Source organism: Methylopila capsulata (assembly GCF_016907975.1).
Taxonomy (GTDB): Bacteria; Pseudomonadota; Alphaproteobacteria; order Rhizobiales; family Methylopilaceae; genus Methylopila; species Methylopila capsulata.
This window is the reverse complement of record NZ_JAFBCY010000004.1, coordinates 267,427-280,987: the sequence shown is the minus strand read 5'-3', so window position 1 is coordinate 280,987 and position 13,561 is coordinate 267,427. Positions and strand designations below refer to the sequence as shown.

Below are 13,561 nucleotides of genomic sequence, written 5' to 3'. Positions count from 1 at the left end.
TCATCCCGCAGGCGGCGCGCGATCAGCCCTCCATCGCGTCCAGCGCGCCGGTGTTCTCCGGCAGCACCTGGCCGCCGTCGACCACGATCGTCTGGCCGGTGACGTAGTTCGCGACGTCGCTCGCGAAGTAGAGCGCGGCGCCGGCGATGTCGGCGACGACGCCGAGCCGCTTCATCGGCACCGAGGCCGCGGTCTTGTCGATGTAGTCCTGGCCGACGCCCGCCATGCCCTCGGTCATGATGTTGCCCGGCATGACCGCGTTGACGGTGATCCCGAACGGCGCGAGCTCGATCGCGGCGGTGCGCATGAAGCCGAGCTGTCCGGCCTTGCTCGCCCCGTAGTGCGACCAGCCGGGATAGCCCGTGATCGGCCCGGTGATCGAGGAGGTCAGCACGATCCGGCCGGCCTTCGACGCCTTCAGCGCCGGCAGGCAGGCCTGAACCGAGAGGAAGGCGCCCTTGAGGTTGACGTCCATGACGAGGTCGAAGTCGGCCTCCGTCATGTCGGCGAGCTTGGCGGCCGGAAAGATGCCGGCGTTGGCGCAGAGCACGTCGATCCCGCCGAAGCGCTCGACAGCGGCGGCCGCCATCGCCCGGACGTCGGCGAGCTTCGACACGTCGGCCGCGAAGCCGCTCGCCCCGCCGCCGATCTCGGCCGCGACCGCGTCGGCCTCCGCGCCGTTCCGCGCCACCACCAGCACGCGGTAGCCGGCGTCGGCGAAGCCCTTGGCGATGCCCTTGCCGATCCCCTTTGAGCCGCCCGTCACGATCGCGGTGCGGGATGTTGCGTAAGTCATGGGCGCCCCTGCCGTCTGCCTGTTTCGGCAGCAAGGTCGCTCATAAAAACTACGTTGTAAACCCAACAGACCGGGCGATACTCGCCACAGAAAATGACCGACTTGCCAAGTCGGCGGAGACGGCCGCGGCGCCCGCGGCCTAGCGATCACTTGGGGATCAGGGGACTTCGCATGACCACCGTGACGAAGCGCGACGCGCTGAAACTCTTGGGCGGGGCCGCGCTCGCGGCGCCCTTCGCCGGCGCTCTTCCGGCGTTCGCCGCGCGCGAGAGCGAGCTGAACATCCTGTGCTGGGAAGGCTACAATTCCGCGCAGGTGCTCGACCCCTTCCGGGCGGCCAAATCCGCGACCGTCAAGGCCGAGAGCCTCACCAACGACCCCACCATGATCAACCGGCTTCGCGCGGGCGAGACCAAGGTCTGGGACCTGATCAACGTCAACAACCCCTGGGCTCGCAAGGCGATGTACCCGGAGGGCCTGATCAAGCCGCTGCCGAAGGCCGAGTTCGAGCCGTTCTTCGATAAGATGCTGCCTCAATTCAAGGCGCCCTACCGCTGGGCCATGAGCGACGACGGCAAGGACCTGCTGGGCATGGCCCAGCGCTTCGGGCCCTACAGCTTCGTCGTGAACACCGACAAGGTGAGCCGGAAGACCGCGGAGGAGCAGGGCTGGGACCTGTTCAACGACCCCTCGCTCAAGGGCAAGTACGGCATCCTCGAGAGCGACGACTGGAACGTCTTCAACATCTTCATGATCGCGGGCATCAACCCTTTCAAGGTGCACGACGCGGCCGAGATGACGGCCTTCGGCGAGACGGCGAAGAAGGTCTTCGGCGGCGCCAAGCTGGTCGGGGACATCGCGGCGATGAACCAGGCGCTGGTGTCCGGCGAGATCGACCTGCACATGACGGGCGGCACCTACTCGGTCTCCCCCGCCCGCGCCGACGGCCATCCGGAGCTTCGCGCCGTCACCCCGCTCAAGGGCCCGATCGACGGCAAGGGCGGCATCTCCTGGATCGAGATCACCTCGACCGTGAACAACCCCAACCTGTCGCCGCTTGCGACGGAGTTCCTGAAGTACGTGCAGGACCCGAAGGTCGCGCACACCGTGGCCTTCGCGGAGGGCACCTTCAACCCGGTGGCGCAGATGGGGAACAAGGCCTGCTTCGACCTCTTCACCAAGGAGGAGCTCGACGCCATCCAGTGGGACAGCCTCGAGGAGGAGATGTCGCGCTCGGCCGAGTACGACATCGTGCCGGACTACGACAAGGCGCTCGAGATCATGACCTCGGCCAAGCGCACCAAGGGGTGAGACGGCGATCTCAAGCCGTCGTCCACGCCGCCTCATGGACCGTCATCCCGGACGACGGCGCAGCCGTCGATCCGGGATTGTCCTGAAATGAGCGCGAAAATCTGCGCGATCCCGGCTCTCGCTCCGCGCGGCCGGGATGACGTCCCTTGATCCAAGACGCATGAGGTTCAGGCCATGACGGCGACCGCCCTCGCCGCGCCCAAGGCGCCCTCGCCTCTCCCGGAGGCTTTGCCCATCCTCCAGCTCGTCGGCGTGCGGAAGACCTTCGGCGCCTTTGCCGCCGTCGAGCGCATCGATCTCGACATCCGCGACGGCGAGTTCCTGACGATCGTCGGGCCCTCCGGGTCGGGAAAGACGACGCTGCTGCGGATGCTGGCCGGGATGGAGGCGCCGAGCGAGGGCGACATCAGCCTGCGCGGCGTGCGCATCAACGAAACGCCGCCGGCCCGGCGGCCGACCTGCCTGGTGTTCCAGTCGCTCGCGCTGTTCCCGCACAAGACCGTGGGCGAGAACATCGAGTTTCCGCTGAAGGTGAAGAAGGTCGCCGGCGCCGCCCGCAAGGCCCGCGCGCTCGAGCTGCTGCGCCTCGTCCAGCTGCCTGAGAGCTACTACGCCAAGAACGTCATGCAGTGCTCCGGCGGCGAGCGGCAGCGCGTGGCGCTGGCCCGGGCGCTCGCCTACGACCCCGACGTGCTGTTCTTCGACGAGCCGCTGTCGGCGCTCGACTACAAGCTCAAGAAGGTGATGGAGAAGGAGCTCAAGGACCTCCACCGCCTGAGCGGCAAGACCTTCGTGTACATCACCCACAGCCTCGAGGAGGCGATGGTGATGTCCGACCGCATCGGCGTGATGCGCGCCGGCCGCCTCGTGCAGGTCGGCACGCCGGAGGAGATCTACACCCGGCCGTCGACGAAGTTCGTCGCCGAGTTCATGGGCGAGGTGAACGTGTTCGACGCCGTCCGCTCCGGCGAGGGCTGGCGCATCGACGGCCTCGACGGTCCGGCCGCCCTGGACCTCCCGCCCGGGCTCCGCACGGCGGACGCTGCGGCGGTCGTGGTGCGACCCGAGTTCCTGCGCTTCGTGGACGGCCAGGCCGACGCCCAGAACCGGCTCTCAGGCGTCGTCTTCAACGAGTACGCGCTGGGCTCCCGCATCCAGTACCAAGTGCGCGTGGGCGAGAAGACCTTCCTGCTGGAGCTCTCCCGCGCCAACGCCTGGGGCGGCAAGCCCGGCGACGCGGCGACCATCGGCTGGGACGCCCGCGACGCCATCGTGGTGGCGGCGTGAGCGGGGCCGCGACCGGCGCCCCCATCGACGGCGCACGCGCGATCCCTCCCCTGGGAAAGGGGAGGGTGGACGGCGAAGCCGGCCGGGTGGGGTCCGGCGCCGGACTGCGCTCCGGGCCGAAGATCCCACCCGACCTCGGCCTTGCCGCCGAGGCCACCCTCCCCGCTGCGCGAGGAGGGAAAGGGACGGCGTTTCGCCTGTCGCGCGGCGCGCTCTGTTCACTTCCGGTCGGGCTAACGCTGCTGCTGGGATTCGTCGCGCCGCTCGCGACCGTCGCCGCCTACGCCTTCGCGACGCCGAAGAGCTTCGACGTGTTCCGCTCGTTCACGCTGGCGAACTTCGCCGCCATCTTCGACCCCGCGAACACGGTCTGGCAGTCCTTCGCCTGGTCGCTCGGGCTGGCGGTGCTGACGGTGGTCGCGCTCGCGGTCGTCGCTTACCCCATCGCCTGGGGCCTCGCCCGCAGCTTCGGGCGCTGGTCCGGCTTCATCAGCGTGCTGTTCGTGTTCCCGCTGTTCGTGTCGGAGAACGTGCGGCTCTACGGCTGGACGCTGTTCTTCCTGAAGAACGGCGTGCTCGACGGCACGCTGAAGCTGGTCGGCGGCGCCGGCCCGGAGGTGCTCTACACGCCCGGCGCGATCCTGTTCGGCATGGTCTACGTCTATCTGCCCTTCATGCTGTTACCGATGACGCTCGGCCTCGCCATGGTGCCGAAGGACCTCGTCGAGGCGGCGCGCGACCTCGGCGCCTCCCGCCTCCTGATCTGGCGCGAGATCGAGCTGCCGCTCGCGACTCCCGGGATCCTGATCGGGATGCTGCTGACCTTCGTGCTGGCGGTCGGCGCGGTGGCGGAATCCAAGGTGCTCGGCGGGCAGTCGGTGATCGTCATCACCCACGACATCGAGATCGCCTTCACCTACGCCCAGAACTGGCCGCTCGGCTCCGCGCTGGCGCTGCTGCTGACGCTCATCGTCGGGGCGCTGTCGCTGGCGGCGCTGGCGAAGCTCGACCTCGACCGCATCCTGGGGAGGCGATGATGGTGGTTCTCCAGAGGCCCCCTCACCCAGCCCTGCGGGCCGACCTCTCCCCGTTGGGGAGAGGTGCGAGACGGCGCCGTTATTCACCTCTCCCCAGCGGGGAGAGGTCGCAAGGCTCCAGCCTTACGGGTGAGGGGCCTCAACGGTCGGGAGGTCCCGCGATATGAACCAGTCCGCCCGTCGCTCCAACTTCCTGATTTGGGTCTGGACGCTGTTCGTCCTCGTGCTGGTCTACCTGCCGATCGTCTGCGGGGCGCTCGCGGGGCTGTCCAAGAGCCGCTACTTCGGCTTCCCCGTCGCCCGCTGGTCCACGGAGTGGTGGAGCCGGGCACTTGAGAGCTTCGAGGTCCAGACCATCGTCAAGACCTCGCTGGCGATCGCCTTCATCGTCACGGCTGTCGCGGTCGTCGTCGCCTTCTTCGGGGCGCTCGCCTTCGCGCGCTACGACTGGAAGGGCCGGCGGCTCTACCAGAAGCTGGTGCTGCTGCCGATCTTCTTTCCCCAGCCGGTGCTCGGCCTCGCGCTGCTGCTGTGGTTCAACGCAGTCGGGATCCAGCCGACGTGGCAGACGGCGATCTTCGCTCATCTGGTCTGGATCGTCCCGGTCGTGACGCTGGTGATCGCGATCCAGGTCTACGGCTTCGACCCGGCGCTGGAGGAGGCCGCGGCCGATCTCGGCGCGGGCCGCCTGTTCATCCTGCGCGAGGTGACGCTGCCTATCCTGTGGCCGGGCGTCTGGTCCGGGGCGCTGTTCGCCTTCCTGCTGTCCTGGGGCAACTTTCCGCTGTCGCTCTACACCACGGGCGCGGACTCCACCGTTCCCGAGTGGCTCTACTCGAAGATGGTGGCTGGCTACACGCCGATGGTGCCGGCGCTCGGGACCATGAGCACGCTGGCGGCCGCGACCCTGCTGCTCGCCGGCGGCCTGATCGCCGCCCTGCTCCGCCGCCGCGCCGCAGGCAAGGCGGCGGAAGCGTAAGGCGACGGCGCCGCCCTCACCCGCCCAGCTGCGTCAGCGCCGCCTCGATCTTGGCGAGGCGGGCGACGTAGTCCGCGCGCTTCTCGCGCTCGGCCTCGACGACCTCCTCCGGCGCGCGGGCGACAAAGCTCTCGTTGCCGAGCTTGCCGTCGATGCGCTTGATCTCGCCCTGCGTCTTAGCCTTCTCCTTGGCGAGCCGGTCCTTCTCGGCGGCGATGTCGACCACGCCCTCAAGCGGCACGGCCACCACGCAGCCGCGGACGATGAGCTGGATCGCCGCCTCGGGCGGCGAGTCCGCAAACGAGACGCTGGAGACGCGGGCGATGCGCGCGAGCGTCGGCGCGGCGCGCTCCGCGCGGGCGCGGGTCTCGTCGTCGCCGCCGACGACCACCAGCGGCAGCGTGGCGGAGGCCGGCACGCCCATCTCGGCGCGGGCCGAGCGCAGCTCGGTCACCAGCTCCACCAGCCAGCCGATCTCGGATTCGGAGGCCGCGTCGCCGAGGCCGTCCAACGCCGGCCAGCGGGTCAGCGCCAGCATGTTCGGCCGCGCCACGTCGCCGGCGCGGGACGCCCAGAGCTCCTCCGTCACGAACGGCATGAACGGGTGCAGCAGCTTCGCCACCTCGTCGAGCACGAAGGCGACGGTGGCGCGGGTCTCGTCCGCCTCGGCGCCCTGCCCTTCACCCTGCAGCACCGGCTTCACCAGCTCGAGGTACCAGTCGCAGACGACGTTCCAGGTGAAGCGGTAGGCCGCGCCCGCCGCCTCGTTGAAGCGGTAGGCCTCGAGCGCCGCGGTGGTGTCGGCGACCGCCTTGGCCGCCTCGCCGAGGATCCAGCGGTTCACGGTCTCCTTCACCGTGGAGGGGTCGAACCCTTCGACCGGGCGGCAGCCGTTCATCTCCGCGAAGCGCGAGGCGTTCCAGAGCTTGGTCGCGAAGTTGCGGTAGCCCTCGACCCGCGCGCGGGCCAGCTTGATGTCGCGTCCCTGCGCGGCCATGGCCGCCAGGGTGAACCGCAGCGCGTCCGCGCCATAGGCGTCGACCAGCTCGATCGGATCGATCACGTTGCCCTTCGACTTCGACATCTTGGCGCCCTTCTCGTCGCGGACGAGGGCGTGGATGTAGACGTCGCGGAACGGGACCTCCTTCATGACGTAGAGGCCCATCATCATCATCCGGGCCACCCAGAAGAAGATGATGTCGAAGCCCGTCACCAGCACGGCGTTGGGATAGTACTTCTCCAGCTCCGGCGTCTGGTCCGGCCAGCCCATGGTCGAGAACGGCCACAGCGCGGAGGAGAACCAGGTGTCGAGCACGTCTTCGTCGCGGGTGAGCGCCGTCGGCGTTCCGTAATGCGCCTCCGCGGCGGCGAGCGCCTCGGCCTCGCTTTCCTCGACAAATATCTGCCCGTCCGGCCCGAACCACGCCGGGATCTGGTGCCCCCACCACAGCTGGCGCGAGACGCACCAGGGCTGGATGTTCTCCATCCACTCGAAATAGGTCTTGGACCAGGTCTCCGGGACGAACCGCGTCCGCCCGTTGCGCACCGCCGCCATCGCCTCGACCGCCAGCGTCTTGGCGTCGACGTACCACTGGTCGGTCAGATAGGGCTCGATCACGACGCCCGAGCGGTCGCCATGAGGGACCTGGTGGACGTTGGGCTCGATCTCGACCAGCAGCTCGCGCGCCTCCATCAGCGCGACGACCTGCTTGCGGGCGTCCACCCGGTCGAGACCGTCGAGCGCGAGCGCGTCCGCCTCGGGCTCGGCTCCGGCCAGAAAGGCCTCGTTGCCGGCGAGCAGCATCCGGCCTTCGGGCGTCAGCACGTTGATCAACGGCAGGTTGTGGCGCTTGCCGACCTCGAAGTCGTTGAAGTCATGCGCCGGCGTGATCTTGACCGCGCCGGTGCCCTTCTCGGGGTCCGAATACTCGTCCGCGACGATCGGGATGCGGCGGCCGACCAGCGGCAGGACAACGTATTTGCCGACGAGGTGCTTGTAGCGCTCGTCCTCCGGGTGCACCGCGACGGCCGCGTCGCCCAGCATGGTCTCGGGTCGCGTGGTCGCGACGACGATCGACTCGTCCGAGCCCTCGACGGGGTAGCGCAGATGCCAAAGATGGCCCTTCACCTCGATGGACTGGACCTCGATGTCCGAGATCGCGGTGAGGAGCTTCGGGTCCCAATTGACCAGCCGCTTGTCGCGGTAGATCAGCCCGTCCTTGTGCAGCCGGACGAACAGCTTGACGACGGCCCGCGACAGCCCCTCGTCCATGGTGAAGCGCTCGCGCGACCAGTCGGCGGAAACGCCGAGCCGCTGCAGCTGCTTCAGGATCATACCGCCAGATTCGGCCTTCCATTCCCACACACGCTCGACGAACTTGTCGCGCCCCATGTCGCGGCGGCCGGGCTGCTGGCGCTCGGCCAGCTGGCGCTCGACGACCATCTGCGTCGCGATGCCGGCGTGGTCCATGCCGGGTTGCCACAACACGTCCTTGCCGCGCATGCGCTCGAAGCGCGCGAGGATGTCCTGCAGCGTGTCGTTGAGCGCGTGGCCCATGTGGAGCGAGCCGGTGACGTTCGGCGGCGGGATGACGATGCAGTAGGGCTCGGCGCCCGGCTCCGCCCCCGCGCCCGCCTTGAACGCGCCGACCTCGTCCCAGCGAGCCGCGATCCGCTCCTCGATGTCGGCCGGAGAATAGGTCTTGTCGAGCATGGGACGGCCTCGGACGCGCTTGGGAACCTGCGGACCGCGAACGGCCCGCGCGCGTTGAACCCCAAGCGCGGCGGGAGTGTCAATCTCGGGAGCCGGGGAGCAGAGGCCAGCCTGCCGTCGAGCCATCCTCATGGCGGCCGAAGGCGGCCTCCAGACGCCGGCGCGTCTCGCGTCAGGCGACCTGCGATCTGCGCCTCACGCCCAGCCGTCGCCCCGGGCCTGTCCCGGGGCCCATAATCCCTGAGTGTGCGATCTATCTGGACCGGCGGACTGATGGGTTCCGGAACGTCGCCCGGAACGACGCGTGGTTCCCCGCGTCCCGGTCACGGAACATCACGTCGCGCCTCAGCGGCCGCCGCGGGCGACGCGTTCGATCTCGTGGCGCACCAGGCGCTCCACCAGGGGCGGCAGGTTGTCGTCGAGCCAGGCCTTCAGCATGGGCCGCAGCATCTCCTTGACGAGGTCGTCCAGCGTGCGGGCGTTCTGCGACAGGATGGTGTGGGCCAGCGAGCCGAAGGCGGCGTTGACAGCCTCGCCCGCGGGCTCCGAGATCAACCGCTCCGCGAGCGCCTCGCGCGGCGCGGACGCAGGGCGCGGCCCGAAGGCCATCGGCGCAGGCTCCGGCTCCGCGGCCATCTCGTCCGTGAGCTCGAAGACGTCGAGATCGTCCATCTGCGAATCGGGCTCCGGCGCGGCTTCCACGATCACCGGGCGGAGCGACGCCCTCTCCTCAGCCGCAGGCTTCGCGGCAGCCTTTGGCTTCTCGAGCGGCTCCGCCTTCGGCGCGGGCGGCGCGTCGAAGGACGCGAGCATGGCGTCGATGTCGTCCTGCCCGAGCGAGCTGGACGCCTCGGCCTCGATGGGTTCGGGCGCCTTCAACGGCTCGGCCTTGGTCTGCGCCGGCTCGTCATCGGAGATGATGCGACGGATCGAGGCCAGGATCTCCTCCATCGTCGGCTCGTGAGCCTTCGCGGCAGTGCTCATACGTCTGTCCTCTCACTCGCGCGACCGCCCCTCGGCGCGACTGCCATCGACGCGGGCTGGCACGAATCGCCCGGCCGCACACCGATTTCCGCGAGTATGGCGCCCTCGACTCGGCTCACAAGCGGCGGCTGACCGCCGCCCACAGCCTCGCGCGGTCAGCGACCGTCCGGGGTGCGCAGGCCGATCCACTTGTCGCGCACCTGGTCGTAGTGGACGTTCGGATCGTAACGCGCGACCTGCAGGCCCAGACGCTCGGCCGTCAGCCAACCGACCGACGAGAGCAGAGCGTAGGTCGCCACCACGCGGTCGCGCTGGGCGGTGATCAGCGATTGCCGCGCGTTCAGCAGGTCCTGCTGCGCGTTCAGCACATCGAGCGTGGTGCGCTGGCCGACCTTGGCCTCCTCGCGCACGCCGTTCAACGCGGTCTGCGACGCCTCGATCTGCGCCTGCGCAGACTTGATCTGCGCCGTGGTGGCCTCGACCTGGCCCCAGGCCGAGACGACCGCCTGCCGCACCTGATCACGCGACACGTCGGCCTCGAGCCGGCGCTGCCCCGCGGTCTCCTTGGCCTGACGGGCCTGGGAGTAGACGGTGCCGCCCTCGTAGATCGGGATCGTCAGCTGGCCGACGATGGAGCCCGACGTCGTGCGGTTGATCGACGAGCCCGGATCGTAGCGGCGCTGGAACGAGGCCTGCAGGTTGAGCGACGGCAGCAGGTTGCCCTCGACCACGCGGATGTCGAGGTTGGCCGCGTCCACGCCGTGCAGCGCGGCGAGGATCGCCGGGTGCTGCGCCTGGCTGAGGCCGATGGCCTGGGCGAGCGACTTCGGCAGCAGGCGGTCGATCGACTTCGCCGCCCGCGGCCGCGCGATGTCCTCGCCCACCACCTGGCGGTAGGTGGCCCGGCTCGTGTTGAGCTGCGATTCCGCGGCGCTGACCTCGGAGCGGGCGCCCTGCAGCGCGGCCTCGGCCTGCGCCGTGTCGGTGCGCGTCACCTCGCCGACCTGGAAGCGCTCGCGCGCGGCGCGCAGCTCCTCCTCCAGCACCTGGACGTTGTTCTTGCGGACGTCGAGGATCGCGTAGTCCCGCAGCACGTCCATGTAGGCCTGCGCCGCGTCGAACAGGATGTTCTGCTCGCTGTTCCGCAGGGTCTCGCGCGCGCCGAGGATGTTCGATTCCGACCGACGCACGGAGTTTTTTGTCTGGAAGCCGTTGAAGACGTTCTGCTCGACCGTGACGCCGGCGCCGCGGGGATAGCTGTTCTCGATCAAGTTGTACTTGGCGCCAACCTGACCAAGGCCTCCGGGAGCGGTCGGATCAAGGATTGAGCCGCTCTGTGTGCCCTTGGTCCGGTCGCGCTGAAATCCAGCGTCCACGGTCGCGCTGATCGTCGGCCGATAGCCCGACAGCGCCTGCGGCACCTGTTCGTCGGTGGCGCGCACCTGGGCGCGCTGCGCGTTGAGAGTGGGATTGCCCTGGTAGGCGCGCGACAGCGCGCCCTCGAGCGTCTGGGCCTGCGCCGCCGTCCCCCCAAACGACAGCGCGGCCAGGACGGCCATCGCTGCGACGCCCAGCGCGCGGCGCTGGCGGAGACGATACGAGTCGCTCGTCGACATATACTCACCGAATTTCGTGCGCGGCGACGGGATGAGACTCCCATCGCGCGTCGTGACGCGTCCCGGCGGCGATCCTATCGGCGCCGTCCCGCCATGGAAACGACCGAGGCGCGCCGTTAACCATTAAGTCACGACCTGTGACGCAGCGGCGCCACAGCGGTTCACGCTGAGGTGATCTCCGCCCTCAGAGCGCGAACACATCCTCCGCTGCAAATCCAGGCAAGACCGCCGCATGCGCGTCGAAGGCCGGAGCCGCGCCGAGCTCCGCGCCGTTGCGGCGGAAGATGGTGGCCTTCGTCGGCCGCGTGCGGCCCGCGGGCGCGATGATGCGGCCGTGAGGCTTCAGCTGCCCGGCGAGAGCGCTGAGGCCGTCCTCCACCGCGCCGTCGATGAAGATCAGGTCGTAGGGCGCCCCATTTGGCGCGCCGGCCGGCAGCGGCCCCTCGACCAGCGTCACGCCGTCGCCCGCAAGATTCGCCCGAGCAGCCGCCGCCAGAGCCGGATCGCTTTCCACCGCCGTCACCACGGCGACGAGCCGCGACAGCACCGCGGCCGCATAGCCGAGCCCGGCGCCCACGACGAGCGCGGTTTCGCCCTCGCGCGGATCGGCGAGCTGCACGAGCTTGGCGAGGGTCATGGGGTCGAGCATCTCGCGACCGCCGCCGAGCGGCGCGCGCGAATCGAGGTAGGCGACGTCGCGGCGGCCGGCGGGCATGTAGTTTTCGCGCGGCGTCTCGGAGAAGGCGGCGATGACCCGCGGATCGGTCACGTCCGCGACACGGATCTGGCAATCGACCATGCCCTGCCTGAGGCGCGCGAAATCCGACATGACGTCTCGTCTCCGAACGTTCCTGGCGCCGGGCCAGCCCCGCGCCGCGACGTTCTATCTGCGGCGCCGCGCCGCGTCAGGCAAGCGCGTCGCGTCATTCGCGTGTTGCGATGGCCCGACCTGCAGGCTATGGAGAGCCGCCGTTCCGCGAGCAGCAAATGCTGGGTCCCAGACCCGAGCCGCATCTCGCACGAGGCCACGTGGCGGAATGGTTACGCAGAGGACTGCAAATCCTTGCATCCCGGTTCGATTCCGGGCGTGGCCTCCACTTTTCAGCGGCGGATTCGCCACAGTCTGCTGATCCTTCGACGACTACGCAGTTTCACTCTCACGCGAATCGTCGCGCGTCCGTCATCCACCCGTCTGCGGTCGCCACGTGCGCGGCCACTTCGGGGGATTTGGGACTCATGCGCTTCGTTCTCGTCATCGCCGCGGCGGCCTCGCTCGCGGGCTGCGCCAGCATCACGCGCGGCTCCACCAACCAGATCACGGTCACGACGGAGCCGGCGGGGGCCAGCGTCCGCACCTCGATGAACCACAGCTGCCCGACCAGCCCCTGCACCTTCACGGTCGGCCGCAAGGACGAGTTCATCGTGACCGCCTCGAAGCCCGGCTACCGGGACGCCACGATGCCGGTGAAGACGCGGATCGCAGGCTCCGGCGCGGCGGGCTTCGCGGGCAACGTGCTCGTCGGCGGCGTCATCGGCATGGGCGTCGACGCCGCGACAGGCGCCACCCTCGAGCATTATCCCAATCCCATCGTGCTCGCGCTGCAGCCCGAGGCGGCGGCGTCCGCGCCGGGGCCGCGCCGCAAGAAGGCGCCCGCCTCCAGGCCCGGCTCCAAGCCGGTCGCGCAGGCGGAAACCACGCCCGCGTCGTGACGTCGTCGCGAAAGCGGCTTGGCGCCCGGTCGAATCTTCTGCTATAGGCGCGGCCTCCCGAGAGCGCGGCGCGCTTCTCGCGGTCCTCGGTAGCTCAGCGGTAGAGCCCTCGACTGTTAATCGAGTTGTCGCAGGTTCGAATCCTGCCCGGGGAGCCAGTTTCAGACCCAAGCGGTTGATCCGCTTCGATCCAAAAAATCCCCGGACGCCGGCGCGTCCGGGGATTTTGCGTTCTGGCCTCACCGGAACAGCGCGAAGCCCTCGCCCTTCACCCGGTCGAGCCGTTCGCGGCAGGCGGCGTAGGCGGCGTCGCCCGGGCGCACGCGGCCGAGCGGGGCCGCGCTCCAGTCCGTCTCCCGCACGAACGCGATGGGCGCCGCGATCGGCGTGAGTTGCGAGCCGAGGCCGGCGAGCAGCGTCGACAGCACGCCGTACATCGCGCCGTCGATGGTGGGCCGCCCCACCGTGATCAGCCGGTGCTGCCCGTGGCGGTTGGTGACGAGGTAGAGGTGGCCGGACTGGTGCGGCGCCGCCACCTCGCCGGACTGCGCGTAGGGCGCGTCGAGCCGCTCCCGCTCCACGAACACGAGACGGCTGGCGTCGTCGTTCCAGAGGATGTCGGTGCGGTAGGCGTAGACGGCGTCGGCGTCCCCGAAGGAGGGCCGCAGCGTGAGGTAGGCGCCCTCGAGCCAGCGCACCGCGGGCCGGGAGTAGGCGCCCAGCGAATCGGGCGCGGAAGCCTCGCCCAGGGCGGGCGCGGAGGGCGGCGCCGGGCTCTCGCGCAACCGCACGCCGAGCGCGTCCTCGAGCCGGATCACGCTCGCCAGCGTGAAGGGACGGCGGCCGGACAGCGCCTTCTCCAGCGTCGAGATGCTGATGCGGGCGAGGTCGGCGAGCCCCTGCCGGGACATCCGGCGCAGCGCCAGCTCCTCGCGCACGCGGAGCGCCAGCGCCTGGGCCGCCGCGCCCTCGATCTCCCCGTCCGCCCCCGGCGTTCCGTCCATATCCGCACCGTTCCGCACAAAACCGCACACGCCGCGACAGTGCCGCGCCGCCGTCCGCCGGACAAGGCGGAGCGCGCCGGAAGCTTGCCGATCATCACGCTCGCGCGGCGCAGGTCCTCCGGGC

11 protein-coding genes and 2 tRNA genes are annotated in these 13,561 nt (G+C 69.7%); 7 read left to right on the top strand and 6 right to left on the bottom strand.

Features of this window, described 5'->3' with window-relative positions:
- Positions 1-22 precede the first annotated feature (22 nt).
- The gene (gene fabG / locus JOD31_RS17220) at positions 23-796 is read right to left on the bottom strand and encodes a 3-oxoacyl-ACP reductase FabG (RefSeq protein ID WP_204951664.1); all 774 of its coding nucleotides are present in this window, start codon (positions 794-796) and stop codon (positions 23-25) included.
- A 171-nt stretch (positions 797-967) separates the two neighbouring features.
- Between fabG and JOD31_RS17215 the strand changes: the two genes are divergently transcribed.
- The 4 genes from JOD31_RS17215 to JOD31_RS17200 all read left to right on the top strand — a co-directional run bounded on the left by JOD31_RS17215 (position 968) and on the right by JOD31_RS17200 (position 5,410).
- Positions 968-2,107: an ABC transporter substrate-binding protein gene (locus tag JOD31_RS17215; protein ID WP_204951662.1), complete on the top strand. Its 1,140-nt coding sequence runs from the start codon at positions 968-970 to the stop codon at positions 2,105-2,107.
- A gap of 174 nt (positions 2,108-2,281) precedes the next feature.
- Complete coding sequence (locus JOD31_RS17210) at positions 2,282-3,394, top strand: ABC transporter ATP-binding protein (protein ID WP_204951661.1); 1,113 nt, start codon at positions 2,282-2,284, stop codon at positions 3,392-3,394.
- 65 nt (positions 3,395-3,459) lie between these two features.
- Complete coding sequence (locus JOD31_RS17205) at positions 3,460-4,431, top strand: ABC transporter permease (protein ID WP_204951659.1); 972 nt, start codon at positions 3,460-3,462, stop codon at positions 4,429-4,431.
- Between the two features lie 163 nt (positions 4,432-4,594).
- The gene (locus JOD31_RS17200) at positions 4,595-5,410 is read left to right on the top strand and encodes an ABC transporter permease (RefSeq protein WP_204951658.1); all 816 of its coding nucleotides are present in this window, start codon (positions 4,595-4,597) and stop codon (positions 5,408-5,410) included.
- Positions 5,411-5,426: 16 nt separating this feature from the next.
- Here JOD31_RS17200 and JOD31_RS17195 read toward each other — a convergent pair whose 3' ends face one another.
- The 4 genes from JOD31_RS17195 to JOD31_RS17180 form a co-directional block, all read right to left on the bottom strand.
- Positions 5,427-8,123 (bottom strand): valine--tRNA ligase, encoded by a 2,697-nt coding sequence (locus tag JOD31_RS17195; protein ID WP_204951657.1) that lies wholly within the window; start codon positions 8,121-8,123, stop codon positions 5,427-5,429.
- A gap of 345 nt (positions 8,124-8,468) precedes the next feature.
- Complete coding sequence (locus JOD31_RS17190; RefSeq protein WP_204951656.1) at positions 8,469-9,107, bottom strand: PopZ family protein; 639 nt, start codon at positions 9,105-9,107, stop codon at positions 8,469-8,471.
- Positions 9,108-9,262: 155 nt separating this feature from the next.
- Positions 9,263-10,666 carry a TolC family outer membrane protein gene (locus tag JOD31_RS17185; RefSeq protein WP_246482564.1) on the bottom strand — a complete coding sequence of 468 codons (1,404 nt, stop codon included), beginning with the start codon at positions 10,664-10,666 and terminating at the stop codon, positions 9,263-9,265.
- Between the two features lie 241 nt (positions 10,667-10,907).
- On the bottom strand, positions 10,908-11,552 hold the full coding sequence (locus JOD31_RS17180) for a protein-L-isoaspartate O-methyltransferase family protein (RefSeq protein ID WP_204951653.1): 645 nt from the start codon (positions 11,550-11,552) through the stop codon (positions 10,908-10,910).
- A gap of 194 nt (positions 11,553-11,746) precedes the next feature.
- On the opposite strand from JOD31_RS17180, the gene JOD31_RS17175 reads away from it, so the two are divergent.
- The 3 genes from JOD31_RS17175 (at position 11,747) to JOD31_RS17165 (ending at position 12,591) form a co-directional block, all read left to right on the top strand.
- Positions 11,747-11,820: transfer RNA gene (locus JOD31_RS17175), tRNA-Cys, on the top strand.
- 139 nt (positions 11,821-11,959) lie between these two features.
- The gene (locus JOD31_RS17170; protein ID WP_204951652.1) at positions 11,960-12,433 is read left to right on the top strand and encodes a PEGA domain-containing protein; all 474 of its coding nucleotides are present in this window, start codon (positions 11,960-11,962) and stop codon (positions 12,431-12,433) included.
- 83 nt (positions 12,434-12,516) lie between these two features.
- Positions 12,517-12,591 (top strand) — tRNA-Asn (locus JOD31_RS17165).
- Positions 12,592-12,672: 81 nt separating this feature from the next.
- Here the strand turns inward: JOD31_RS17165 and JOD31_RS17160 are convergent.
- Positions 12,673-13,437, bottom strand: coding sequence for a helix-turn-helix domain-containing protein (locus JOD31_RS17160; protein ID WP_204951651.1), 765 nt, complete (start codon positions 13,435-13,437; stop codon positions 12,673-12,675).
- Between the last annotated feature and the right edge of the window lie 124 nt (positions 13,438-13,561).